Annotated in this window: 23 protein-coding genes; 3 read left to right on the top strand and 20 right to left on the bottom strand. The window is 67.7% G+C overall.

The annotated features are described in order from the left end of the window. Nucleotides 1-94 precede the first annotated feature (94 nt). From ACIBNA_RS02545 to ACIBNA_RS02480, 14 genes are all read right to left on the bottom strand, one after another. On the bottom strand, nt 95-1,144 hold the full coding sequence (locus tag ACIBNA_RS02545) for a C45 family autoproteolytic acyltransferase/hydolase (protein WP_399163430.1): 1,050 nt from the start codon (nt 1,142-1,144) through the stop codon (nt 95-97). After that, nucleotides 1,141-1,767 carry a GNAT family N-acetyltransferase gene (locus tag ACIBNA_RS02540; RefSeq protein ID WP_399163429.1) on the bottom strand — a complete coding sequence of 209 codons (627 nt, stop codon included), beginning with the start codon at nt 1,765-1,767 and terminating at the stop codon, nt 1,141-1,143. The genes ACIBNA_RS02545 and ACIBNA_RS02540 overlap by 4 nt, the downstream gene beginning before the upstream one ends. Then, complete coding sequence (locus ACIBNA_RS02535) at nt 1,764-2,027, bottom strand: phosphopantetheine-binding protein (RefSeq protein ID WP_274819131.1); 264 nt, start codon at nt 2,025-2,027, stop codon at nt 1,764-1,766. Before ACIBNA_RS02535 ends, ACIBNA_RS02540 begins: the two co-directional genes overlap by 4 nt. Then, nucleotides 2,017-3,534, bottom strand: a complete 1,518-nt coding sequence (locus ACIBNA_RS02530; RefSeq protein ID WP_399163428.1) for an AMP-binding protein — start codon at nt 3,532-3,534, stop codon at nt 2,017-2,019. Before ACIBNA_RS02530 ends, ACIBNA_RS02535 begins: the two co-directional genes overlap by 11 nt. Beyond that, entirely contained in the window at nt 3,531-5,516 is a 1,986-nt protein-coding gene (locus tag ACIBNA_RS02525) for a class I tRNA ligase family protein (RefSeq protein WP_399163427.1), read from the bottom strand. Before ACIBNA_RS02525 ends, ACIBNA_RS02530 begins: the two co-directional genes overlap by 4 nt. Then, nucleotides 5,513-6,580, bottom strand: a complete 1,068-nt coding sequence (locus tag ACIBNA_RS02520) for an NAD(P)/FAD-dependent oxidoreductase (protein WP_399163426.1) — start codon at nt 6,578-6,580, stop codon at nt 5,513-5,515. Before ACIBNA_RS02520 ends, ACIBNA_RS02525 begins: the two co-directional genes overlap by 4 nt. Next, nucleotides 6,568-7,884, bottom strand: a complete 1,317-nt coding sequence (locus ACIBNA_RS02515; RefSeq protein WP_399163425.1) for a lysine N(6)-hydroxylase/L-ornithine N(5)-oxygenase family protein — start codon at nt 7,882-7,884, stop codon at nt 6,568-6,570. Before ACIBNA_RS02515 ends, ACIBNA_RS02520 begins: the two co-directional genes overlap by 13 nt. 121 nt (nt 7,885-8,005) lie before the next feature. Then, on the bottom strand, nt 8,006-9,172 hold the full coding sequence (locus ACIBNA_RS02510) for a saccharopine dehydrogenase family protein (protein WP_399163424.1): 1,167 nt from the start codon (nt 9,170-9,172) through the stop codon (nt 8,006-8,008). Then, a complete protein-coding gene (locus ACIBNA_RS02505; protein WP_399163423.1) occupies nt 9,165-10,196 on the bottom strand; it encodes a saccharopine dehydrogenase in 1,032 nt (343 codons plus the stop codon). The genes ACIBNA_RS02510 and ACIBNA_RS02505 overlap by 8 nt, the downstream gene beginning before the upstream one ends. 43 nt (nt 10,197-10,239) lie before the next feature. Continuing rightward, a complete protein-coding gene (locus tag ACIBNA_RS02500; protein ID WP_399163422.1) occupies nt 10,240-11,391 on the bottom strand; it encodes an acyl-CoA dehydrogenase family protein in 1,152 nt (383 codons plus the stop codon). 8 nt (nt 11,392-11,399) lie between these two features. Next, the gene (locus tag ACIBNA_RS02495) at nt 11,400-11,537 is read right to left on the bottom strand and encodes a hypothetical protein (RefSeq protein ID WP_399163421.1); all 138 of its coding nucleotides are present in this window, start codon (nt 11,535-11,537) and stop codon (nt 11,400-11,402) included. 205 nt (nt 11,538-11,742) lie between these two features. Beyond that, nucleotides 11,743-13,095 (bottom strand): hypothetical protein, encoded by a 1,353-nt coding sequence (locus ACIBNA_RS02490; RefSeq protein WP_399163420.1) that lies wholly within the window; start codon nt 13,093-13,095, stop codon nt 11,743-11,745. A gap of 209 nt (nt 13,096-13,304) precedes the next feature. Continuing rightward, entirely contained in the window at nt 13,305-14,078 is a 774-nt protein-coding gene (locus ACIBNA_RS02485; RefSeq protein WP_399163419.1) for an SDR family NAD(P)-dependent oxidoreductase, read from the bottom strand. Between the two features lie 104 nt (nt 14,079-14,182). Then, nucleotides 14,183-15,487 (bottom strand): MFS transporter, encoded by a 1,305-nt coding sequence (locus ACIBNA_RS02480; protein WP_399163418.1) that lies wholly within the window; start codon nt 15,485-15,487, stop codon nt 14,183-14,185. Between the two features lie 457 nt (nt 15,488-15,944). Here ACIBNA_RS02480 and ACIBNA_RS02475 point away from each other — a divergent pair, with 457 nt between their 5' ends. The 3 genes from ACIBNA_RS02475 to ACIBNA_RS02465 all read left to right on the top strand — a co-directional run bounded on the left by ACIBNA_RS02475 (nt 15,945) and on the right by ACIBNA_RS02465 (nt 18,125). Next, nucleotides 15,945-16,880 carry an alpha/beta hydrolase gene (locus ACIBNA_RS02475; RefSeq protein WP_399163417.1) on the top strand — a complete coding sequence of 312 codons (936 nt, stop codon included), beginning with the start codon at nt 15,945-15,947 and terminating at the stop codon, nt 16,878-16,880. A gap of 1 nt (nt 16,881) precedes the next feature. After that, nucleotides 16,882-17,820, top strand: coding sequence for a 3-oxoacyl-ACP synthase (locus ACIBNA_RS02470; protein WP_399163416.1), 939 nt, complete (start codon nt 16,882-16,884; stop codon nt 17,818-17,820). Nucleotides 17,821-17,885: 65 nt separating this feature from the next. Next, nucleotides 17,886-18,125, top strand: a complete 240-nt coding sequence (locus tag ACIBNA_RS02465) for an acyl carrier protein (protein ID WP_399163499.1) — start codon at nt 17,886-17,888, stop codon at nt 18,123-18,125. Between the two features lie 196 nt (nt 18,126-18,321). Here ACIBNA_RS02465 and ACIBNA_RS02460 read toward each other — a convergent pair whose 3' ends face one another. The 6 genes from ACIBNA_RS02460 to ACIBNA_RS02435 all read right to left on the bottom strand — a co-directional run bounded on the left by ACIBNA_RS02460 (nt 18,322) and on the right by ACIBNA_RS02435 (nt 25,111). Then, nucleotides 18,322-19,353 carry an aminotransferase class I/II-fold pyridoxal phosphate-dependent enzyme gene (locus tag ACIBNA_RS02460; RefSeq protein WP_399163498.1) on the bottom strand — a complete coding sequence of 344 codons (1,032 nt, stop codon included), beginning with the start codon at nt 19,351-19,353 and terminating at the stop codon, nt 18,322-18,324. 79 nt (nt 19,354-19,432) lie between these two features. Next, nucleotides 19,433-20,602, bottom strand: coding sequence for a homoserine O-acetyltransferase (locus tag ACIBNA_RS02455; protein WP_399163415.1), 1,170 nt, complete (start codon nt 20,600-20,602; stop codon nt 19,433-19,435). Nucleotides 20,603-20,620: 18 nt separating this feature from the next. Next, nucleotides 20,621-21,346, bottom strand: coding sequence for a gamma-glutamyl-gamma-aminobutyrate hydrolase family protein (locus ACIBNA_RS02450; protein WP_399163414.1), 726 nt, complete (start codon nt 21,344-21,346; stop codon nt 20,621-20,623). After that, nucleotides 21,343-22,671, bottom strand: coding sequence for an O-acetylhomoserine aminocarboxypropyltransferase/cysteine synthase family protein (locus ACIBNA_RS02445; protein ID WP_399163413.1), 1,329 nt, complete (start codon nt 22,669-22,671; stop codon nt 21,343-21,345). The genes ACIBNA_RS02450 and ACIBNA_RS02445 overlap by 4 nt, the downstream gene beginning before the upstream one ends. Continuing rightward, entirely contained in the window at nt 22,658-23,728 is a 1,071-nt protein-coding gene (locus tag ACIBNA_RS02440; protein ID WP_399163412.1) for a fatty acid desaturase family protein, read from the bottom strand. The genes ACIBNA_RS02445 and ACIBNA_RS02440 overlap by 14 nt, the downstream gene beginning before the upstream one ends. A 159-nt stretch (nt 23,729-23,887) precedes the next feature. Next, nucleotides 23,888-25,111, bottom strand: a complete 1,224-nt coding sequence (locus ACIBNA_RS02435; RefSeq protein ID WP_399163411.1) for an acetyl-CoA carboxylase biotin carboxylase subunit family protein — start codon at nt 25,109-25,111, stop codon at nt 23,888-23,890. Nucleotides 25,112-25,151 lie beyond the last annotated feature (40 nt).

Raw genomic sequence — 25,151 nt, 5'->3', positions numbered from 1 at the left:
ACTACGAGCCCACCCTCATCACCCACATCCGCGACAAACGCATTCCGAAGGACGCACCGGACTGACTTTCCCGCCCCGCGACTACGCACTCCGATTACCGATGCGAACCGGATGCCGACCATTGCTGCAAAGAGTGAACTTGCTCCTCGGCAGTGGACGGATCACCCGGCCAAAGCCGAATCTCACCCAGATCCGGGCGGAGTATCACTGCCGCGACGGTCCGCTCGCGTCGGATGTCGCCGTTGTCCGGCACGAGGATCGGTGGCGTCGACAGGAGCCGGTGATGGCTCGCGGTGTCGCCGGCATCCGGGATGCCGGCCTCTCGAACTGCCTCCAGACGTCGCCTTGATGAGTTCTTGGCGAAGATGTTGATCTCGTCTCTTTCGGCGAAATCCGGGTCCAGGAAGTGGTTGGTGTGCGCCAGGTCGGCACCTTCGAGAATGCTTCGCTGCGAACCCAGAGATTCGACGCACACGGCCCGTTCCTCGCCGCAGATCATGAATGATCGCGAGCTGGCCAACGGGAGTTCGCACAGTATCTCGACGGCCTGGTCGACACTGTCGGCACTGTCCAGAACGTGCCGGATCGCCAGGTACGGCGGCACTCCCGGCTCCCATTCACCGCCGAGAACGAGATTGAGGCCGATGGCGATTCCGGCGTCGTTGACCCCGAGGTAGCCCAGGAGTCCGGCGAAGCTGAGCACCAGGGAGCGGTGGCGCGGTCCGGAGACCGCGAGGACGGCGACCTGGTCGTCGAGGTTCCCGTTCAGGTCGACTGTCTGTGCCAGCACCGGCCGGCCCCGGACCGAGGCATAGGTGGTGCAGTCCCCGGCGGTGACACGGCTGTACCCCATAAGCTCGCGCCGCAGTTGCAGCAGCCAGGCCGCGTCGCGGTCGACTCCGACGCCGGCGGCGAGGCCGTCGACCTCCTCGGCGAGGTCCGGCAAGGCCGCGGCGACGACATCACGGTGGGCGGCGATGCCCGGTCGCAGCGCGTCGAGGTCCACCGGCCGGTCGGCGAGGTGACCGAGGCGGGCGAGCGAGTCGTCGAGAAAGCCGCGGAGCCGTCCGGCCAGCGCGCGTCCGTGTGTGATCCCGCGGTCGCGCGGCGGGCCGGACAACTCAAGGAGCGGCACGCTGTTCATGCGCACGGGTTGACGGCCTTGCCGAGCCGGCCGAGCTGGTCCCGGACCGAGGGCCATTCGGCACGGAGCACCGAATAGTAGATCGCGTCGCGCCTCCTGCCCTCGGGCATGGGGTTGAAACTGCGCATGACGCCTTCTTCGTACGCACCGATGTTGCGCAGGCCGGCCCGGGCCTGAGCGTTGAGGACGTCGGTCTTGAACTCGACACGTTCAGCGCCCATGACTTCGAACGCATGCTTGAGAAGCAGGTATTTGGCCCACCGGTTGACGCCCTTTCCCTGGAAGTCGACACCGAGCCATGACCATCCGATCTCAAGGCGCCGGTCCGCTTCGGCGAGGTTGCCGTAGCTGCTGCTTCCAGCGGTCTGACCGGTGCTCTTGTCGACGATGATGTAGACCGCGCGCTTGCCGCTGCTCTGGTCGGCGAGCATGGCGTCGAAGAACGTGTCGAAGTCGGTGTCGCTCTCGACCCGGGAGACGAAGTACGTCCAGATGCGCTGATCGAATGCGATTTTGCGCAGCGGTTCGCGGTCGCTCTCCGAGATGGGATGGAGTTCGACGTGCTCGTTCTCAAGGAGCGTGGAAGCGCTCTGGCTCCAGGCGGTGTGGCTCAAGAAACTCATCCCTTCAGGGGGGCGTGGGGCCGCAGGGCGTCAACGACGTCACCGAGGGTGCGCATGCGAGCGAGGTCGTCCTCGGTGAACTTGTCGAGACCGACTTCGGCCGCCTTGCACAGGGAGGTCAGGAACAGGACCTTGTTGAGGGAGGTGATCCCATAGGTCTGGACGAGGTCCTCGTCGGGGTCGAGGGCCACGGGGTCGGGGTGGTCGCGCAGCACCTGGGAGAGCTGTTCGCGGGCCAGGGTGTCGAGGTCAGTGGGCATGGATACCTGCCTTCGGGTCGTCGATGCGGTCGCGGTAACGGTCGGCGATGCGCTTGCGGATCGGTTTGAACTGAGAGGTGAGGAGCCCGTTGTCGACGGTGAACGGTTCGTCGGCGACGACGACGCGGCAGATGCGTTCATCCGGTTCGGACGCGGCGTTGACCGAGGCGAGTGCCTGGGCGATCGCGGTGGTGTCGACCGGGCCGGGGTGGGGAGAGACGACGGCGACCAGTCCGGCTGGGCTGGGGCAGTAGAGGACGCATTCGGCCACCGCACCGGTGTCACGGAAACGAGTCTCGACGGGCCTGACGATGATCTTCTTGGCGTTGTCGAGGACGATGACGTCGTCGGCGCGTCCGAGGATGTACAGGAATCCGTCTTCGTCAACGCGGCCGAGGTCCCCGGTACGGACGATGCCGCCCGGTCGGAACATTCGTTCGCTGTCCCCCGGAGCAGCGTATGTGTAGGCGGTGTTGACCGGGTGGTCGCTGCGGACGCAGACCACGCCTTCGTCGTCGATGACGATCTCCTTGCCGGGGAGAGGCCGGCCCACGCTGCCTTCACGATGAGCGCCGGGGTGGTTCTTGGTGGTGATACAGGTTTCGTTGAGGCCATAGCCCTCGTAGAGGGGAAGCCCGGCTTCGTCGTAGAACCTGAGCGTTGTCGGGTCGGCGGGAGCCGAGCCCGTCCACAGGTAGCGAATGCGGTCACCGAAGAGTTCGGCGGCAGTCTTGGCGGGTTCGACGCCGTCGGCGAGACTGCTTTCGAGGTGCCGCTTGGCGGTGTCGAAGAAGGCGGGGACACCCATGACGACGGTGGGGCGGACGGCCGGCATCACGGCGAAGACGGACTGGTAGGTCGTGATGGTGATGTCGTGCCCCCAATACAGCGCCGAATAGAGCCAGTAGCGCTGTTGGAGAAGCGAGAGGGGCAGAAAGGTAAGAATGTCGTCGCCCGGACGATGGTCGAACAGGCTTTGAACAGCGTGCAGCGAGGAGTCGATACTGCCGACGGTGGCTTCAAGTCCCTTGGGGGCTCCGGTGGAGCCGGAGGTGAACTTGACGGTGGTGCATTCCGTGGCGCCCCATTCGACGGGGTCGAGAGCCGCGGTGGCTTCCTCCGCATCGCCGGCGATGGTCGAGATCGGCATCGCTCGGGACGGGGCATCGTCGGACAGCGGAGCGTCGGTGTAGAGAACGTCGAGTTCGTAGCGCTCGATCAGTTCTGCGCCGACCCTGAACTTGCCGGGTTCAAAACCGGCGGTCTGTGCCTTGATCATGAGGGCGGCGAGGTCGAGCAGCACCCATTCGAGACGGTTGGCCGAGAGGATGCCGATGCGGTCTCCCGCGCCGATGCCCCGGCGGCGCAGGGCACAGGCGACGGCCTTGGCCCGGTCGTGGAACTCGGCCAGCGGCATGGTGGTGCGGTGGCCGAGGCCGGTGACGGTGATGGCACCGTCGTGGTCGGGCCTGGCGGCGATGATGCGGTTGATGATCGATTCGGTCATCGCTGCTCGCCGGTGCTGAAGAAGCGGGTGCCCGAGAGGGCGCAGCGGCTGCCGGCCTCGACCAGGTCGGCCGTGTCGGGCCAGGTCTCGATCGCCGGGATGCCGAGGGCGGCGGCCAGTTTCGCCGAGAAGCGCGGCATCAAGGGAGCCGAGGCGGTGGCGAGGAGGCGGGCCGCGGCCAGTTCGAGGGCGATGGCGGTGCGGGCCTCGGAGCTCCATCGGTCGTCCTGGGCCAAGGCGGACTGCTGACGGGAGAAGGCACGCACATCGGTGACGATGCCGTCGAGTACGGTCGCGGCGGACCGCAGCGAGAACCCTTCGGGATTGAGGGCGGCGGTGATCTCGTCGAGCCGTAGCGACAGGCGGGCCAGGAAGGCGGTGTGCTCGCTGGTCCAGGTGCCTGCGTCAGGGACGACGCCGCCGAAGTGACGGTCGATACGGTCGCCCAGGTCGCCGAGCCACTCCTCCCACTGGCCGACGAGCGTGCCGGCACGGGCGCGGTCGAACTCGGCGCGGCGGAAATCGGTGCGCTCGCCCTCGGGGCGGGTGCGGGAGAGGTAGTAGCGGACGGCGTCGACGGTGTCGGGAGTCAGAATCTCCTTGCCCCAGATCGCGTGCCGCCTGCTGGTGGAGAACTTCTGGCCTTCGAGCAGATAGAACTCGTTGACGTGGTAGTCGATGTCGGGGTTCCACTCGGGGAAGGCCAGCCGGTACAGGACCGGGTAGAGAATCGAGTGGTAGAAGCTGTTGTCGTAGCCGAAGAAGTGCACGATCTTCCAGTCGGGGGAAGGCACTTCCTTCGACCAGCGCTCCCCCAGCTCGGCGCCGAGCCGTTCGATGCCGTGGAGGAAGCCGTGGCTCATCTCCGGCCAGACCCAGATGACCTGGCCGTCCAGGTCGTCCTCGGCGGGCCGCACTCCCCAGTCGGAAGGATGGGAGACCGGCAGGTCGAGCGTGTCACGGGCAAAGACTCGCCGGGCCAGTTCGCGCAGGCGGGCCGGGACCCGGCCGAGCCGGTGGTGGTCGGCGACGGCGTCGGCGAACTCGTGCAGCGGCAGCGTGTAGCGCTCGACTTCGGCGTGCTTCGGTGCGGTGCTGCTGATGCGAGAGGCCGGATCGACAAGGTCGGCGACGCGGTTGGGCTCGCCGCATTCTTCGCAGATGTTGCCACCGGTGCCGTGGGAACAGCTGGGGCAGGTGCCGCCGACGTTGACCTCGTAGAGGTACTCGCCTGTCTCGGCGTCGGACAGGGCAGGCGTCGCCTTGGGGCTGACGCGTCCGGAATCGACCAGGCGCGTGAAGTAGCGCTGGAGGCCTTCGGGGTAGCCCTCGTCCACGCTGGTGACGTAGTACTGGTCGACCTCGATGTCCATCGCCTTGAGAGTCGCGGCGATCTCTGCCGAGTAGTGGGCGGCGACCTCGGCGGGAGTGGAGTTCTCGCGAGCGGCAACGGCCTCGACGTAGCTCTGGAAGTCGTCACTGCCGGTCAGGTGCCAGGCCCGGTTGCCGTTGAGGCGCTGGTAGCGGACGTAGACGTCGGCACCGAGGTAGGGGCCGGAGAGGTGACCGAGATGAAGGTCACCGTTGGGGGTCGGAGGCGTGGAGAAGACGAACTGGGGCCGGTCGGTGTGGTTCGGACGGGTACGCGACAGCGCCGAGGCGCGAGCGCGGGCCGAGTCGCGCCAGTACTGGGTGAAGAAGACCAGGTCCGTCTCGTCGGTGTTGGTGATGGTGTGCGACTCGAACGGCTCGAACAGGACCACGGTGCCGGGCCGGGCCGGATGGGTGCGACCGTCGATGCTCAGCTCGCCCGTACCGGCGACGATGACGAAGAACTCGGTCTCGTCGTGCTGGTGGCCGGCAGAGGTGACGCCGGGGGCGACACGGCCCCAGCCGGCACCCACACCCAGGCCCTCGACCGAGGACATGTCGATGCCGAAGGCTTCGGACAGTTCGGATTCGCTGTAATAGTTGAGGATCATGACTGCCTCTGTCGTGGCTGGGAGAGGGTTCGGGTCGGGGTGAGCTCCAGGGCGGCGACGGTCTCGGCGGCGATGGCGGGTGCCAGGCGGTAGCCCGAGCCGTTCGCGGCTCCGGCGAAGACCAGGCCGGGCCTCAGTTCGGTGACGACGGGTTCGCGGCTCGGGCTGTAGGCGTCGCAGAAGACCCGGCCCGAGTCGCACCGGGCCACCAGGCCGGGCGCGAAGCGGCCCAGGACGGCTCGGGCATCGTCGAGGTCGGAGGGCTCCAGGACGAGTCCGGTGTCGTCGGGGGCGACGTCCCAGCGATCGCTCGTGTAGCTGAACAGGAAGTGGCCGCGCCCGTGGAGCGGCAGGAGGAAGGCGTCCTCGTCGTCGAAGATCGTGAGCGGATCGTCGGGTGCGGGAGACGATTCGACATGGGTGGCGACGACCTTCTTGACGCGCAGGCCGAGCGGGGCGACCAGGTCGGCCCAAGCGGGGTGCGCGAGCCACGGACCGGGTGCCAGGACAACCCGCCGGGCGAGCAGTTCGCGGCCCTGGCCGAGGGTGAGGCGGTGGTAGGCGCCGTCGGAGGAGAGTTCCGTGACCTCGGTTCCCTCCAGCACCGTCACGCGGTCGCGGACGCCGGCCAGCACGCGGCCGGCGACTCCTTGGACGTCGGCGTAGTGGCACCCGGGCAGGGTCCACGCACGGGCGCCCGGCGGAGCCGCCCAGCCGCGGGCCGGGTCGGCCGGGGCGGTCTCGTCACCGAGTCGTGGGTAGGTGGTGGAGAGCGCGTCGGCGTCACCGGACGTGACGACCGTCGCGTCCACTTCACGGATCGGCAGGTCGAGTTCGGCGGCCAGGCCTTCCCAGACGCGCTGGGAGTGCTCGCTCATGGACCTGACCCGTGCGGTCGCGCCGCGCGGGAAATGGACGCCGGCCGAGCGGCTGGAGGCGCCCTGGCCGATCAGGCCGCGCTCCAGGACGGCGATGGTCACGTCGGGGAAAGCCGCGACCGCTTCGCGGGCGACGAGCGCGCCGATGACCCCACCGCCGACGATGGCGAGGTCTACCGTGTCCACTGAGTGCCCCGTCCGTTCTTGGCCGACCAGTCGATGAAGGACATCGCCGGTTCGGGAGCGCTGCAGCCCCGCAGGCGGTTGGCGATGCGCTGGGCCCGCCACGCGTTCAGACTCAGGTTCACGTCGGGCAGTCCTCGCTGGCCGCGCACCGCGTTCTGCACGAAGATCTTCCGGTCCGGCGGGCCGTCCCAGGTGATCGCGAAGTCCTCGTCGACACGGACCTCACCGTTCTCGGTCTCGATGCGGTCCATCAGGGGCTCCAGGAAGGACTTGGGAGCGGCGCGGAAGCCGGTCGCCCACACCACCGCGTCGACCGGGAGACACTCGCTCTGGCCGGACTCGTCGTTGTGACGCAGCGTCACCTCGAAGTCCCCGCTGCCCGTGCGGTCGGCGGACACGACGGTCCGGTTGGGCAGGAGCCCGAATCGGTGCTCGTCGCGCTCGATGAACTGGAGCCGGTACAGCTGCTGGTAGATCGCCCGGAGGGTCGACTCGGAGATCCCGTCCGAACTCAGCAGGTGGGCCGAGTTGAGTTCGGCACGCTTGGACTCGGACAGCCGGTAGAAGTAGTCGGAGTACCCCGGCATGTAGAAGTCGTTGGTGAAGGTCGAGTCGTCGATCGGGAAGTAGTTGCGGCGCCTGGAGACCCACGAGACCCAGGCCGGCCGCTCGGATTCGGGCCGCGAGATCAGGTCCAGGAACGCCTCGGCCCCGGACTGGCCACCGCCGACCACGGCGACCCGCTTGCCCGCCAGTTCCTTCGCCTGGCTCAGATACTGGCTGACGTGGAAGTGGCCCGCGCCCAGGTGCGGGACAGCGAACTCGGGCACCCACGGAACGGTGCCGACGCCCACGGCGATGTTGTCGGCGGTGACCTGGCGACGATCGGTGGTGACGCGGAAGACTCCGTCGAAGTCGACCCGTTCGACGGTCTCGGAGAAGACCACGTTCTCGTTGGTCTCGGCCGCCCAGCCCAGGTAGTTGCGGAACTCGGTGCGCGGCACCTCGGAGAACTGGGCGTTGAGGAAGTGGTACATCCGGCCGTGCTCGTGCAGATAGGACAGGAACGAGAACCGGTTGGTCGGGTCGGACAGGCTCACCAGGTCCTTGAAGATCGACACCTGGAGGGTCGCGCCGGTGATGAGCTGGTCGTCGTGCCAGGTGAAGTGGGGCTTCCGGTCGAGGAAAAGGTTCGGCTGCTCCGGATCGCCGTGCAGCAGTGCGGCCAGACTCAGGTTGGCCGGGCCCGCGCCGATGCCGACGAGCCGGAGGTGACTGGGCTGCTCGGAAGTGGACGTCCTCATTGGCTTCGGTACAGGTCCCACATCAAGTCCTTCCTGTGGAGGTGCAGGCTGTTGAGCCCGGTTCACGACGCTTGCTGCATGTGGCGTTGGCGGGCCATCGGTGTCTGGTCGCAGGCCGGGATCAGTGCTGTCGTTCCTGGTCGGTTGACTGGAGAGTGCAGGGCAGGCCGGCTCGGGCGAGCCGGTCGAGCCAGTGGCTCGCCTCCTCGGTGTCGGCGGTGGCCCGATGCAGGCCGGGCGGCAAGGCCGCGGCAAGGACGCGTTCGACGCCGGAGGCGGCGGTGGTCGAGACGCAGCGGGCCATCGCGGTGTCGGTGTCGTCGCCGGTCACATCGAGCCGGTAGCGGCCGGACCAGTGCCGGCCGTCGCGTTCGACCTCCAGGCCGACGGTGAGGACGACACGGTCGCGGTCGGTGTCGGTGGTCGGATACCGCTCGGCCAGTTCGTCGGCGAGGGCGGCGAGGCGGACGCGATCGCCGGCGGCGACGGTGTCGAACACGCTCTTCCACGCCGCCCTCCACCCCTGTGGACGCAGAGTGCCGCGGACGAAGGCGTCGGTGCACCAGCCTTCGGGGAAGCCGTACTGGTCGATGAAGCCGACGCTGTCGCGGTTGGGATAGACCTCGAAGACCTCACTGTCGAGCACGAGCTCCTCGGTGTCCTCCCAGGGCCGCTCGACTTCGCGCACCCGGCCGTCACGCACGTACCGGGCAGGGGCGGTGAGGGCGGTCAGCACTCCCAGCGGGGCCCAGCTGAACTGGTAGCGGAACTCGTTCGGTTCGGCGGGGATACCCCCGCAGTAGGAGGTCAGCGAGACGCGATCGGCGCGGTCACCGACCGCATCGCGCGCCCGGGCGATGAGCAGATGAGTCATGAGGTGGTCGATGCCGGGGTCGAGTCCGGCTTCGGTGAGGACCACCAGGCGCTGCGCCGTCGCCTGTTTCGACAGTTCCTCGATCTCGGGTGAGGTGTAGCTGGTGCAGGCGAAGTGGGCGCCGGCGTCGATGGCGATGCGCAGCAGGTCGGGGTGGTGGCCGGCCGGGAGCATGGAGACGAGAACGTCCCCGGGCCGCAGCGCGGTGGCGAGGTCGTCGCGGTCAAGACCGCGTGCCTGCACGGGGGCTTGTGGGGCGAGCGTCTCAAGGCGGGCGTGGGCTCGTTCACGCGTGCGGCCCCACAGGACGACGTCGGCTTCTTCGCCGAGAAGGTCGAGTCCGGTGCGGCCGGTCGACAGACCGGTGCCGACCCAGTGGACGGTCCCGGTGGGTCGGACGGGAAGGTCAGACATCATGGAGATCCGTCTCACTCAGGGCCGTGTGAAAGGCTCGGCGGCTGCGTTCCCAGCAGTCGCCGTCGGGCAACTGCGGCAGATGCGGGGCCAGTTGTGCGGAGAAGTCGTCGCTGGCTTCGCGCGGCAGCAGGGAGGGAAGGTTGTCGATGGCGATGACCGCGAGCCCGTCGGCGACGGCACGGACCGGCTCGTCCCAGCTGGTGAGGCGGTCGTAGACCGGCAGCAGATGAGTGGGGCCGCCGACGTCGCAGGTGACGTCGACGATGAGCGAGAGGCGGCTGTCGGCTCGCAGGTGCTCGGGGGCGAGGAAGGGCTCGCCGGGTTCGGTGAGCTGGACGGCGTTGACGAGGATGTCGTGGTCGGCAATCGCCTCACGGTCGAGGTCGGCGGTCTCGGCCAGGTCCCACAGGGTCGCCTCGATGCCGGCGCGTTCGAGAGCGGCGCGGGCGCCGCGGCCACAGCGTCCACGGGCACCGATGACGAGCACGCGCGGCAGCCGCGTCAGCGGGCCGAGGAAGGTGTCGAGCACGTCCTTGGTGGTCGGTCGCAGTGGGCGGTCGAGGTCGCCGGTCCAGTGCCGGACCGCCAGCGCGGCGCCGACGTAGCCGGCCCAGTGGCCGAAGGCGGCGAGGCGTCGTTCGCGGGCGTCGGTGAGGTATTCCAGGTCGAGGATCTCGCCGCCCCCGGTCGCGAAGCGGGCCAGGAGTTCCCGAGCACCTTGCTGCCCTTTGTAGGCGTGCGCGAAGTACAGGTGGCGGCCGCCGACAGGGGTGGTGTCCTCGGGGAGGGCCTTGAGTCCGAGGACGTGGGCGTCGGCGGGCGCGTCGGTCCAGGAGTGGGCGGGGACGGGCCGGGCGCCGGCGTCGAGGTAGTCGGCGATCGGGTAGCAGCGAGCAAAGGAGTGCTCGACGGTCACCTGCGCGCCCTGCTTGACGAGCGTGGCGGTATCGGCAGGGGTCAGTGGGGTGCGTTGCTCACCGGGGTGGGTCTCGGCGCGCAGCCACAGGTGAGGGGGCGTCATGGGTGTCTTCCCTTGTCGAGCATGGAGGGAGGGGCGTGGTCTCTCACAGGGCGTCAGCGATCGTCATCTCGATCACTTCGGACGATCCCTCATAGATGCGCAGGGAACGGATCTGGCGGTAGAGCCGCTCCATCGCGCTGCCGGAGACGAGCCCGGCGGCGCCGAAGATCTGGACGGCGCTGTCGACGATCTCGCCGGCGGCCTCGGTGGCGTAGAGCTTGGCGGTCGAGGAGTGCTTGGCGTGGTCGAGGCCGGCGTCCATCGCCCAGGCGGCGCGGGCGGTCAGCAGTGAGGCGGCCGAGAGTTTGACGTCCATGCCCGCGAGCGAGGACCTGACGAGTTGGAGGTCTGCGAGCCGGCCTCCGTAGGCCTTGCGGGTACGGGCGTGATCGAGTGCGAGCCGGAAGCCGCGCCTGGCGAAGCCGATCGCGGCGGCGGCCACGGTCGCACGAGCGCGTTCGAGTACGTCGAGAGCGACCACGAGGCCCTGGCCGCGTTCGCCGAGCACGGCATCGGAACCCACGCGAACGTCCGTGAACGTCAGTTCGGCCCACGAGCGGGGCGCGATCGCACCGATGGGCTCGGCTTTGAAGCCGGGGGCGCCGCAATCGACGAGGAAGGCGGTCAGGCCCAGCGGGCCAGGTCCGTCTCCGGTGCGGGCCAGGACGACACACACGTCGGCGATGTCGCCCTGCGCGATCCAGGTCTTGGTTCCGTTGAGGACGAATCCGTCCCCGTCGGGGGTCGCTTCGAGCACCACGGCGGCCAGGTCGGAGCCCGCGCCGGGCTCGGAGAGGGCCAGCGCCCCCGCGCTGGTCCCGGCGGCCAGGCCGGGCAGGTGGCGGCGGCGCTGCCGGTCGGTGCCGTGGCGGGTGATCGCGGCGGCGGTGAGCTCCTGGATCGAGTAGCTGAAGTCGGCCAGGTCCTCGTGGTACGCCAGGGCCTGGCGCCTGAGGCACAGGGACCGGACGTCGGAGTCGGGCTGTTCGGGGTCGAGGTGGCGCAGCCAGCCCGACCGCCCCAGTTCGGCGAGCAGGGCCCGGCCGGTGGCGGCCGGATCGGAGGTGTCCAGGTTCGCCCATGCCTCGGCCCGGTCTGCGCACCACTGCCCGATCTCGTCGGCGAGGGTGCGGTGTGCGTCGTCGAACAGCGGCAGGGCCAGGACGCCGGGATCGAACACTTGGGAGAAACTCATCGTGATCCTCACTCAGATGGCCGGCTCGGCGACCGGCTCGCACTGTTCTTCGCCTCGGGCGTGAGGGCGAGCGCCGCCGGCCTGGGCGCCGTGACCTCCGGTTCGTCCTCACGCTCCGGACGGGTCTGGATCTGCGGTGTGGCCATGTGGCGGCCTCCTTTCGGAGGTCGGTCTGCCGCGCTGAAAGGACGCTACGGGCGCCCCGATGTGATGAGCGTCCGCGACAAGTTCATCCGCCGGGACGCATGGCGGTTACCGCGATCGCCCGCGACTGCGCGTGTCGCTTACCGGGCCGGGCGCACCGCCTATGCCGGGCATCCATCGGGGAATTCCGGGAAAACCGTCGGAGAGTCAGGTACGCGGACTCGGGCCGACATGGAATCCAGACCCGATGAGCGCGCCGAGGAAGAGGTTGAGCACCTCGATGTCCCCGTCGGCAGGGGCACAACGGTTCATCAGTCCCCCGTATCCGGAGGCCATCATGATCACTCCCCAGGTGACGATCCAGGGCCGGACACCCCCGTCCGGATCCGGAAAGAGCTCGGGAATGGCGTGGATTCTCTTCTGCAGCACGTAAGGGCCGTCCATGGCTTCGAGCAGCAGCCGGCGCCATTCCTCCGGGGTGACTTTCGACGACCAGCCTGGAACCACACCCTGCCCGCCGTGCAGCAGAGCGGGCTTGAGGATGAGTTCCTGCTGATGGGCCACTGCATGGTCCATCAGCGAACCTTCGGTACCGTCCTCCAGAATCACACGTCCGGATGTCACCGAGGAAGTCCAGGGAAGCAGGCGGTCGATGACATCCAGCTCCTCGTCCGAGAACAGGTGCCGGTGCGTGCGGTCGGAGAGCATCGCCAAGGACGCCTTGCTGCCGTACAGTTCCGACTCCAGTGAGGTGAACATGTGTACCTCACCGTCCTCGAGCGCTCCGAGCAAGGGCTCCAGCAATGCGTCGGCATTGTCGTCGAGCAGGTCCTCGATCATGAATTGACGGTAGACGATGTCGATCGGGCGGTCCTCCAGCCACAGCCTGCCGTCCCGCCTCTCGAGCTGCCCGATGTGGCACTGATACGCCTCCAGGCCGTGCTCTCTCCACAGGTTCACGAGAGCGCTCAGGTACGCCCCCATCTCCGGGAAGTTCGAGGGCCATTCGGCGAGCGCGATGACCGGGCGGGCGTCGGGTGCCAGTCCCGTCTCGTGCCGGATCGTGCGGACCTGCTCCGTCGCGGTGTCGACGTACTGGAGTCCTTCCTCCGCGGCGAATCGGCTGAACTCGGGGTCCGCCAGGATTCCGCGGCAGATGTCTCCGCTGTCCCATCCGATCGTGCTGCCCATGTTGAATTCCATGAGGCGGAAGCCCGATTCGTCGGTGTAGAGATCCGCTCGTCCCATGCCGGTCAGAGTGCTGGGTACGGCGGCGGAGGAGCGCTCGATGGCGCGAATCTGCGCCTTTTCCATGCCGTTCGCCCTGGCGAACGCGGCGATATCGCCGTCGAACAGAAGATGCGGGAGGCGATAGAGCGCACCACGCAGCACGTCCAGGTCCCGGGTCAGTTGCTGGACCTCTTCCGCGGAGAGGAACATCGGCCGGGGTGCGTACGACCCTGTGGTGAAAATGCGAGTGAACTCGCTGTCGTACACCGGACCCAGGACGCGTCCTATCTTCTCCAGATACCTCTCGGTCAGTGCGTGGTCGCGTGGCATATTCCGTGGCTCCCCTCTTTCCCTTTCCGAAATCCTGAAGTCAAGAGTGGCACGGGCAGGACTCGGTTCGGCTAAGCGAGATGCGCAGTCGCAGCGGGGAAAGTCAACGCGGTGCGTCCTTGCCGGCGGGAACAGCATCGAGGCCGAGCAGGTGGTCGATCACCTGCTCGGCCTCGATGGGGACAGTCGGTCTCCTCAGCGGAACGCGGTCAGCGGCCGATGAGGTGCTGCTGGTCCTGCGGCCGCAGCCGCAGGCTGTGCTGGCCCCCGTCCACGGCGAGCATCATGCCCACGGAAGCGCTCGACAACGGGCTCGCCAGGTAGGCGATCGCGCCGGCCACCTCGTCGGCGGTCACCAGACGACCCGGCGTCAGGAACGCGTTCATCGCTTCCCGCGCGGCCGCCGGATCGGCCGTTCCCTGGAGCTGCTTCTCGACCCACGGGGTGTCCGTCGTGCCGGGGGCGACGCAGTTGACCCGGATGCCCTCGCGGGCGTGGTCCGCCGCCATGGCCAGCGTCAGTGAGTACACCGCGCCCTTGCTGGTCGAATACAGCGCCCGCATCTGGTGGCCGGCCCACGCCACGATCGAGCACGTGTTGACGATGGCCGCGGCGGGCGAGCGCCGCAGATGAGGCAACGCGTGCCGGGCGACCCTGACCATCCCGACCACGTTGACGTTCAGTACGTTCAGCCACTCGTCGTCGCTGTTCGCGGCGACGTCCCCGACCGCGGGGATACCGGCGTTGTTCACCACCACGTCCAGCCGGCCGAACCGCTCGACCACGGCGTCCACGGCGGACCTGACCTGGGCGTCGTCGCCGACGTCGGCCTGGATGCCCATGATGTCGTCCGGGAGCCCGTCCGGCTTGAGGTCGAGTACGGCAACCTCGGCGCCCCTGCTGCGCAGCAGTTTCGCCGTGGCCAGACCGATTCCCTGCGCACCGCCGGTGACGATCGCAACGAGTCCTTCGAAGTCACTCACTAGCTCTCTCCTTGTTCATTTCGGACCATGGGGGAGACGGAAACGACGCAACGTGACGTCGTGGATTCGCGCGGATGTGCCGGCTTCATGCGGCCGGAAGCGGGTCAGGAAGTCGCTTCCTCGGCCGAGGAACTCGCTTCCTTCGCCGAGGGACTCGCTTCTTCAGCCGAGGGACTCGCTTCCTTAGCCGCGAGGGCCGAGGGGCGCAGCCGCAGACTGAGCTGGACGCTCAGCAGCCCCAGCACGCCGGTCATGGTCCACAGCACCCAAGGGGCGTACGCGTACACGGCACCGCCGATGACCGGTCCGGCGCCCGTGCCGGCCGTGTATGCGGCGCCGTACAGCCCCTGATAACGCCCGACCATCCCCGGCGGAGTCAGATTCACCAGGTGGGCCTGGACGATGGAGGAGTACACCATCTCGCCGAACGTCCAGATCATCACCGTCACCGCCAGCATGCCCATGCTGGTCGCGAACCCCGTCAGCGTGAGACCGACACAGGTGAACAGGTTGCCGGCGGCCAGTACGTACTCCGGCCGGAACCGGGAGACCACGCTGATGAGGGGCAGCTCCAGCAGCACCACCAGCAGACCGTTGAGCCCCATGAGGAGACCGAAGTCCCGCTCGTCCAGACCCGTGTCGTTGACGTGCAGGGGCAGGCCGACGGTGGTCTGGATGTAGACGAACATCCCGAACACGGTCATCAGCAGGAACCGCACCAGGGTGCGGTCGGTGAGGGCCTGGCGGTACCCCACCGTCCGGTCCTCCTGCGGGTCGGCCTCGTCCTCGTCGGACCGCGGCCGGGTCCCGTCCCGCAGCAGCACCGCCACGATCACGCCGAACAGCAGGAGCGCCGCGGCCTCCAGGAGGAACAGCTCCACATAGGAGTGGCTGGCCAGGACGCCGCCGAGGACACCGCCCAGGGCGGCGCCGATGTTCTGCGCGAACCGGAGCACCCCGAAGGCGGCGAGCCGTTGCTCGGGCGCCACGGAGTCGACCAGAACCGCGGCCATGGCCGGCCGGTGGATCTGCGACATCACGCCGATGAGACCGACCACGATGATGATGACCGGCAGCGGTTCGACGAACGGCACGAGCGCTGTCAGGCCGGAAGTGGTCACGACGGACAGCAGGATGGCCGATCGCCGGCCGATGGTGTCGGTGAGGTAGCCACCGATGACGTGGCCGAGCACACTGCCCAGACCGGACGCGCCCAGCACCAGCCCCGCGGCCCCGGCGGAATGGCCGCGCTGGGTCAGGTAGAGCACGATGAACACGGGCAGGAAGTTGCCGACCTGGAGGATCAGGCTTCCCAGACTGATGACCCAGACCCGGCGGGGCAGGCCGCGCAGGGTTTCACGGAATCGCGGCTTGTCGACGCTCGACCGGTCCGACGCCGCGGTGTTCACGCGACTGACTCGGTGCGCAGGTGGAGCGCCGCGGCCGGCTGTCCACCGGGGGCGATCGCTGCGGCCTCGGCGCTCCACGCGACCGCCGAGGACCGTTGACTGGTGGGTACGACATTGTTGGACAACGTGGCTCCTTATCTTGCGTTTCCACCCGACGAACTCGCCGAGAGCGGGGATTCCCCCTCCACGTCAGCACGAAGCTCTGTCGGCTCATCGGAGATGAGAATTACGCACCCCGTCTGCCGCGTCAAAAAGGACGCTACGACCGCGCCGACGTCAGGTGCGTCCGCGACAAGTTCATTCACGGGGACACATCGCGTTGACTTCCCTCTCCTGTGACTAAGCATCTCGCTTACCCCGGCGCCGCCCCCGGCCATGCCACTCTGGATGCTGGTCCGGAGGTTTCTCCAAATGGAATGCCGTGCAGCGTTGGTACCGAAGAACTGGGAGAGTTTGAATGCCGCTTCATCCAACCGTTGCGGGAGTCAGGGACTATCGTGTCGCAACCGGTTTCACTCCGCTTTACACGATGTCGGTGGACCAGGCCCGGAAAGCGGACGCGGAAACCGAAGCCACGAACTGGGACTGGATCAAACAACCTGAAGAGGTTTTCGATCTGGACATCCCTGGTCCGGCCGGCCAACTGACGCTCAGGGTGTACCGCCCGCAGAGCGACGGCCCGCTTCCCGTGCTGGTGTATTTCTTCGGCGGTGGTTGGGTCGTCGGCTCCCTGGACACATCGGACGCGATCTGCCGCACGCTGTCCGCCAAGGTTCCCTGCGTGATCGTCTCCGTGGGCTACCGGCTGGCACCCGAGCACCCGTTCCCGGCAGCCATCGACGACTGCTACGCCGCCGTGAAATGGGTGGCGGAGCATGCGGCCGAACTCGGCGCCGACGGCGGGCGCATCGGCCTCGCGGGCGACAGTTCCGGCGGCAACCTGGCTGCGGCACTCGCCCTGGTGGCCCGGGACGACGACGGACCGTCGATCTCCGCCCAGGTGCTTGTCTACCCGCCCACCCGCAGCAGCGGCGCGGACACGAAGTCCATGCGCGAGAACACCGATCCGATGTTCTTCAACGCTTATTCGTCCGCCTGGTTCTGGGACCGTTACCTCGCCGATCCCGCCGACGGGGAATCCCCTTACGCATCGCCGCTCAACGCGGCCGACCACAGTGGTCTTCCCGCGGCGCTGATGATGACGGCCGAGTACTGCCCGCTGTACGACGAGGGCGAAGCCTACGCGGACGCGCTCAAGCGCGCGGGTGTGCCGGTGGAGTACCACCCGTACACGAGCCTGCCGCACGGTTTTCTGGCCCTGGCGTCCGTGCTGGACACCGCCAGGGACGCGTTCGACGTGATCGCCGACTTCCTGCGCCGGCGACTGGGGTGACATGAAACCGGACGAAACCACCGGTGTGGTTCTGCGTGCGCCCAGCTACGTGCTCGGCGAGACCTCGAGCGACCACACCGAGATCGAGGGATTCGCCGATTTCGTCGACCAGCGGCAGATGATGCCCGACGCCCGGCTGTGGGGGTGGGGTGCGGTTCACCGTACGGCACTCGACACGGCCGCTCTCGCCGTACGAACCGGCCGCCGCACCTTGCGCGCGGCAGGCGTCGAACCGAGCGAAGTCGACGCGCTCGTGCTGTGCTCCACCGCGTTTCCCGCCGACATCGCGGCGCACGGTGAGCTGATCGGGTCGGTCCTTCGTGGGCTGGAGCTCGGGGCTGTTCCGGTTACCGGGATCACGCTGAACCGGTGCGCGACCATGCTCACCGGGCTGCAAACCGCCGCCACGATGGTTGCCGCGGGCCGCCATCGGACCGTGCTGGTGATCACAGCGGACCGGGTGGCCGCCGAATCCGAGCGGCTCTCCGACTTCGCACTGTTCAGCGACGGTGCGGCCAGTTGCCTGGTCACGCGACGGTCGGACGGCGCTCCGGAATCCTACGAATGGGTCGCCGACGCGTCCGCTCAGGATCCGGCCGCGCTCGGCCGAGGCAACGAGATCAGCGCCGATCTGACGAGAATCGCCAACCAGCGACTCTTCGCCGAGGCCGGTATCGGCATCAAGGCGATCGACGGCCTGCTGCACAACAACATCTTTCTCCCCATCGTGACGATGAAGGAAGTGCAGGCCGGTTTTGTTCCATCCCAGTTGGACACGTCGAACATCGCCAGGGTCGGACACTGCTTTGCCGCGGACCCGCTGATCAACCTCGTCGACCGGTCCTCTGCCGGCACCATCCGGGCGGGCGGGCTCTATCTGCTGGCATCCAGTGTCTCGGGGCTGCGGGTGTGCATCCTGCTGCGCGCCGACTCTGCGTGACTGAACAGCTTTACCGACAGATCAGGTCGTTGCGAATCCATGAAGGAGTTGCCGAAGTGCAGAAAATGAGCACGCTGCCGGGGCTGCGGACCATGGTCCGGGAGGTCCTGCAGCTGCCCGAGTCCGAAGATGTCGACATGCGGACGCTGCGCGAGCTCGGCGCCGGCTCGCTGCAGGCAGTCGCCCTGCAGTTCCGCATCCTCGAAGAGACCTCGGTCAACGTGGAGATGGCCGACCTGGTCGGCGGTTCACGCGTTGCGGACATCGCCACGCTGATCGACGAGCGCAGGCCGACCGTGGGATGAGGCCCGAGCACAGTTCCGGGAGAGCCGGGGGCGGCAATGCCCCCGGCTCTCTCGCGTCTCCACGTACACGCGACCCGAGACGGTCCTGACCGCTGACCGACGAAGGCGGCCCCCTCTCACCGGGGACCGCCTGTCGGGTTCGGAGCCGTGAATCAGCCGCACGACCTCGTCGGGGAAGCACCGGGCCTCGGCCCGGTCACACATGCTCCAGCTGGGTCAGTGAGTCCTTGAGGTTCGCCAGCTCCGCGGCGGTGGGTGCCGTCACGCGCAGGCCGGAGACCCGCCCCGGCTGCCTCCCGTCGAGGGCCCGCACGGCCACACCGTGGTCGAGGAAGAAACGGTGACCTTCGACGGGGTCGTCGGTGGCGATGAAGCGGTAGTGGACGGGGACACCGCGCACCAGGCCGGGGAACCGGTCGCCGATGATCTCCTCCAGGCCGACGGCGTTCCTCAGCAGAGCGGACCGGGTGCGCTCGGCCCACTGGGTTTCGGCCAGAGCGGCCGTCGCCAGCACGGTGTCGACGTGGGAGAGCGTCCAGTTGAGCTTGCGCTCGGCCACCCTTCGGAAGATGTCGGAGTTCAACGTCCACAGCGCCCCGGTACGCGTGCCGGCGATGCCGAAGAACTTGTTCGGAGAGCGCAGCACCACCACGTTCGACAGGCCGCTCTGCGTCATCGAGAGTTCGGCGTGCTCGGGCAGGAACTCGATGTACGCCTCGTCGACGATGAGAACCGAGTCCGGGTTGGCGCGGCAGATGTCCACCAGGTCGTCTCGGTGCAGGTAAAAACCCAGTGGATTGTTCGGGTTGGACAGCATGACGTACGGGTGGGTGCGCATCGCCGAGTCGACGCGGTCCAGGCGTGACTGGGGCGTTTCCACGGTTCCCGACGGGGGGTCGAGATGCGTGGGGAACCAACGAATGGTGTCGGTGTAGTCAGGCGTGATGACGGCGACCTGCTCCGTCGGAAGGAGCTGTGCGAGGACGCGGATGAACTCGGTGATCCCACGTCCGGGTATCAACCGGTCCGGCGACGCTCCCATGAAATCCGCATAGGCTTCGGTGAAGCTCTCCTCACAGCCGTAGGGGTGCGCGAGGAGATGTTCCGGCTTGATGGAACGCAAGGCGGCTTCCACGGCAGGAGGAGGGCCGTAGCGGTTCACGCAGGTTCCCAGGTCCAGATACTCCCGGTCAGGGAGACTCCTCAAGTCCCCGCCCTGTGCGTCCACTACTGTCGGCGCGTTGTCAATCAAGGCATGTCCCTACAGACGTTGCGGATGATGGATCGAATTGCTTTGGGCGACGGCGTCACACGACCGACGGCGCGAAAAGGGTGCTCATCTCGCGCAGGTATCCGGGGACGTTGAGCAGAAATGCGTCGTGGCCGGCGGGCGAGGTGCCGTCCCGGTGGTGGGTGACCGTCGTCAGTCCGGTGGCTGTCAACTGCGCCAGGAGCTCACTGGTGACTCCGTGCCCGAAGAGCCGGTCCGAAGCAAAGCTGAACACGTGGACTGCCGGGTCGTCGTCCGGTGTGAGGGCGTGCGGCCGGTCGAAGGCGTTGAACCGGTCCATCGCGGTCGTCAGATGGAGATAGCTGTTGGCATCGAAGCGGTTCACGAACTTGCGAGCCTGGTGTTCGAGATAGCGCTCGATGGCATAGCGGCCGTGGGCCGGACCGGTGGGTTCGCGGCCGGGCTGGACGGCTCGCCCGAACTTGGTCTCCAGCGATTCGGGAGACATGTAGGTGAGATGGGCGACCATCCGCGCGACACCCAGGCCGTCCCGTGGCCCCGCCTCGATGAGGTCGTCCACGTAACGACCGCCGTCGAAACGCGGGTCGGAGCGGATCGCCGCTCTGCCGACCGCGTGGGCCGCCAGGCCGTCGGTGGTGAGACAGGCCGCCGTGCCGATGAGAACAAATCGCCCCGCGTCACCGGGGTGGCGCAGGAGCCACTCCAACGCCTGCATGCCGCCCATCGAGCCGCCGACCACCGAGTGCAGGCGATCGATGCCGAGATGAGCGAGGAGCGCCCGGTGCACGGTGACCATGTCCGAGACCGTGACCTCGGGAAAGTCGGGGCCCAGCGGGCGGCCGGTCTCCCCCGGAGACAGCGGGCCCGTCGTTCCCGCGCAGCCGCCCAGGACGTTGGCGCTCACGACGTGGAAGGTGTCGGTGTCGATCGGACGGCCCGGACCGACCATCACGTCCCACCACCCGGGCAGGTCGTCCGGGTCATGCCGGGCCGGGTGCGAGTCCCCGGTGAGGGCATGGCAGACGAACACCGTGTTGTCGTGGTGGCGTGCAGGGGTCCCGTACTCCTCGTAGGCGACCTGCACATGGGAGAGCGAACGGCCCGACTCCAGAACGAGCGGATGTTCCGGAGTAAAGAGAGTGGCGATCTTCAGGTGACGGCTGAGAGACGCGGGAAGGCCGGAGGTGGCAGCCCTGTGGTCTTCAATGACGGGAAACGCGTTCAAGTTCTTGTCCTCCAGAAGTCAGCGGCCCGCCGCGTGTTTCCGGGCAGCGTCACCGAAAGCGCGGAAGATCTTCCTGGACAACCAGTCCGTGGTGGCGTACCACTCGGGATGCCACTGCACCGCGAGCCCGAAGGCCTGGCCATCGGCGACGGACACCGCTTCGACTACGCCGTCGGGGGCTTCGGCCTCGAGCCGAAGCCCCCGCCCCAGACGGTCGACGGCCTGGCCGTGGAGGGAGTTCACCCGTGCCGAACCGATGCGGCCGGTCAGCTCGTACAGCGTTCCGCCCGGGCTGATCCGTATCTCGTGTGCGGGCAGGTACTGCTGGTCCCGCGGGAGTGAAAGGTCTTCGCGATGAGCCGGTGGGTCCAGGACGCGGAGGGTGCCGCCGTAGGCGACGTTCAGCTCCTGCAGCCCTCGGCAGATGCCGAGGAGAGGGAGACCTGCCTCGATGGCCGCCGGGATCACCGCGAGCGCGAGCGCGTCGCGATCGGGATCGAACGGACCGGGCCCGTCCGGCGCCGCGTAGCGTTCCGGGGCGACGTTCGTCTCATGGCCGCCGAACACCAGGCCGTCGAAGCGGTCCAGCTGGGCGGCGAAGGTGTGGCCGGCCCCCGGGATGAGGGAGACGGTGCACTCGGCCACCTCCTCCAGCGCGGCGACGTATGCGTGACGTACCGCGTCATGACGCACCTCGTCCCATGTTTCGGTCGAGCATGCGAGAGCGACGAGCGGACGGGTCATGAGCCGTCCAACGCCTGGCTGAGGTCGGCCAGCAGATCGTCGATGTGCTCGATGCCGACGGCCAGCCGTATGGACCCCTGGGTGACCCCGGCAGCCAGCTGCTCCTGCTCGGGAAGCTGGGCGTGCGTGGTGGAGGCCGGGTGGGTGGCCAGTGAGCGCACGTCACCGACGTTGGTCACGTGCGAGATCAGCTGGAGTGACTCGATGAACCTGCAGCCGGCTTCGCGTCCGCCGGTCACCTCGAACTGCACGAGGGGCCCGCCGTTCTCCCCGAAGTAGCGTGCGGCGAGCTCGGCTTCCTCGCCGGTGGCGAGGCTGGGATGGCGCACCGCCCCGACCTTGGGGTGGGTCTTGAGGAAGTCGGCCACCGCGGTCGCGTTCTCGCCGTGGGCGCGCATACGCAGGTGGAGGGTCTCCAGGCCCTGGAGCAACAGCCAGGCGTTGAAGGGGCTGAGACAGGGACCCAGGTCACGCAGGAGGGTCTCGCGGGCCTTGAGCAGATAGCTGCTCCGGCCGAGCGGACTGTCCAGCTCCTTTCCGGTACGCGTCCACACCACCCCGCCATGTGCCGCGTCCGGCTCCGTGAGCAGCGGGTGACGGCCCGCGTGCGCCTCCCAGTCGAAGCGGCCGGAATCGAGGACGAGCCCGCCGAGGGTCGATCCGTGGCCCCCGATGTACTTGGTGGCGGAGTAGACCAGGATGTGGGCGCCGTGTCGTATGGGCCGGCACACGTACGGGACCATCGTGTTGTCGAGGACCAGCGGCACGCCCGCCTGCTCGCCCAGTTCGGCGACGGCCTCGATGGGGAAGACGCTCAGCCGCGGGTTGGGCAGGGTCTCGCCGAAGTAGCAGCGGGTGCGTTCGTCCGTGGCGGCGGCGAAGTTCTTCGGATCGGAGGGACTGACGAACCGGGCCTCGATCCCGAACCGCTTGAAGGTGTTGGCGAGCAGGTTCCACGTACCGCCGTACAGCTCGTTGGAGCTGACGATGTTGTCGCCGGCCTGACACAGATTGAGCAGCGCGATGGAGATCGCCGCCTGCCCGGAGGCGACGGCGAGCCCGGCCGCGGCCCCGTCCACCGCGGCCATGCGCTCTTCGAGCACATCGCACGTGGGGTTGTTCAGCCGTGTGTAGGCATGTCCGTCCTGTTGCAGGTCGAATATCCCGGCCGCGTCGGCCGTGCTGGGCAGTTCGTACGCGGAGGTCTGGTAGATCGGCGTGACGACCGGCGGTGTGATGCCGAGCCGCCATTCGTATCCGCCGTGGATGGCCGCCGTCTCCGGGGCACGGAATGCTTTGGGCTGTGCTACCTCATGCCGGGACACCGTTGTCCTCCTCGTCTCGGACCATGGAGCGGACTATCGCGGTGATCGCGCTGGGCTGCCCCTGCGGACCGCGGTGCCACAATCCGCCGAACTGGGCGTCCACCTCTGCGTACTTCGGGTCGCGCATCCGTATCTCGCGTGCCTGGGGCAGCTTGTAGAAGGGCGTGCGCGGGTCGAGGTGGTGTTCCAGGTGGTAGTGGTCGTTGTGGATCCCGGTGAGCAGTCGCTCCCAGAGGCGGCTCTTGCGATTGCGTGTCATGTAGAGGTCCATCGAGGAGTCCCGCACCAAAGGGGTGTGCTCCGACAACTCGATGTACCAACCCAGGATCTGAAAGCTGGTCAGGTACGGGATGATCCAGAACAGCAGCAGTTCGATGGACCAGTCTCCGTACCAGGACATTCCCGCGACTGTCGCCCAGAATGCCCAGAAGCCGAGCCCGTCGAGTATCCGCTTTTGCCGTTGCACAGGATTCGCGGGGGCCGACGACTTCTCCGCCGCCCCAGTGAGAACCCTGTAGCGATTGCGGATGAGGTAGCGGATATAGGCCCAGGTCTGCGAGCCGAGCAGCGGCATGAGCACCACCCGCCGTATGTACGTCGGCGCCGGGGCCTTCTCGTAGGCCCCCTGCTCGATGAAGAACCGGAGATCGGGATCGAGGTCAGGGCTGCCGAGGCGCGGGTGGTGCGTGTATACGTGCGACACCTTGTACGCGTAATGCTGCTGAAAGATCGGGTATGCGGTCAGCACGGTACCGACGGCCATCTGCAGCTTGCGGTTCGATATGCCCACCCCGTGCGCGCAGTCATGAAGAATCGTGGACAGACCGCGCTGCCTGGCACCGATGACGAGGACTGCCAAGGGATAGAACCAGTACGAGCCGTAGACGCACAGCAGCACACAGCCGGCCATCCACACCAGGTCCTCGAACCACGCCAGCAGTGCGTGCCAATTGTCAGGTGTGTTCAGCGCCTTCAGATCGCGCGCCACGTCCGCCGGGAAGCGATACATGGTGTATCGCCGACCGGTGTACGCCCAGTTCGTCGTGTCAGTGCTCACTCGCCCTCCTTTCCTCCACCTCGTTGGCGGTTTTTCCTGTTCGGAGTTCATAAGAGCGGCCACGCGTGCCGTGCGCACAATCCGTGTGCCGCGTCGGAGGGACACTACGGGCACGCCGGCATGGCGCACCTCCGCGACAAGCGCAGAGACGGGGACGCATCACGCTGACTCTTGCCGGCTGTCGCTGTGGATTTCGCTTACTCCCCGGTCCGGCTGCGCGAGCGGGGCATCCGGATCCGCTGTGATGCGGTAATCGACCTTGTTCCGGACGGTCTCCACGCGGTCCCGCAACTGACTCACGGAATCGGCGGTGACCGCGAAGCGGAGGAAGAAGTTCTCCCGCTCCAAGTCGGTGATCCGGTAGCCGTTGGTGATCTGCGCGCCGATTACGCCGGGCAGTGCGCGCAGGTCGTCCTCCGTGGTGCTGACCTCGACCGTGCCGAGCTCGTCGCCTTCCATGTCGATCCAGCCGACGATCGGCCGGTCGCGGAACGGAATCGGCTCATCCAGCGTGAATTCACCCAGTGCCATGGAGACATAGGCGCCGATCGGGTCGATCCCGCTGATCTCGCGGACCGCCGCGGGGATCATGCCGCCGCCGGGGCGCGTATTGATCTCGATGAGCTCCGTCCGGCCGTCCTCGGTGGACCGGCCCTCGAAGTGCAGCCAGAACTGGTCGAGGCGGAGCTCGGCGCAGAGCGTGTTGACCTGCTCGCACAGGACGCGCACACCCTCGCGCACGCAGTCCTGCTCGGGCGGATGGAACTCGAGTCCCGCATCGTGGTGCCTGACGTGGTCGTGCTCGGGCTTCTCGACCGCCAGGATCGGATGGAAACGGCCGTCGACGACGGGACCGTCCACGGAGAACTCGATACCGGGCAGATACTCCTCGACGATCAACTCGGTGTCGGCGAAGCCGGCTTCGGCCAGGCGGCGCCGGTAGGCGAGAAGCTCGTCCGGGCTGTCCACGCGGCTGACCAGATACGAGGCGCCGGAATCCGTTGAGGGTTTGACGATGGAGGGGAAGAAGTCCACCGTTGCCGGATCGCCGGAGAAGCGGATGCCGGACAGCCCCAGGGCCTGCATGCGCTCTCGGACCAGCACCTTGCTGAGCAGCACACGGCGACCCTCTTCGGCCCCCGGAATGTCGTAGTGCGTGGCCAGGGCTATCTGCCAGGGTGTCAACGATTCGAGCATGTTGACGACGGCGACGGGGGCGATGCCCCGCTGTTCGAGCCGGGCCGTGAGCGCGGGCAGGTCCTCGCTGTACCAGTCGAACACCACATGGTCGTCGCATGTGTCGCGGTGGCGATTGTCAGGAAGCTCGGAGACCAGCACCGAACGCAGGCCGTGGGCTCGCACGTGTTCGGCGGCAAGGGACACGTTGCCGAAGTGCTGTTTGGAGAAGATGAGTACGGATTTC

The sequence above is a fragment of the Streptomyces sp. NPDC050164 genome (assembly GCF_044459945.1).
Lineage (GTDB): Bacteria > Actinomycetota > Actinomycetes > Streptomycetales > Streptomycetaceae > Streptomyces > Streptomyces coeruleorubidus_A.
The sequence above is the reverse complement of the archived record's forward strand: the minus strand, read 5'-3'. Positions and strand labels throughout refer to the sequence as shown.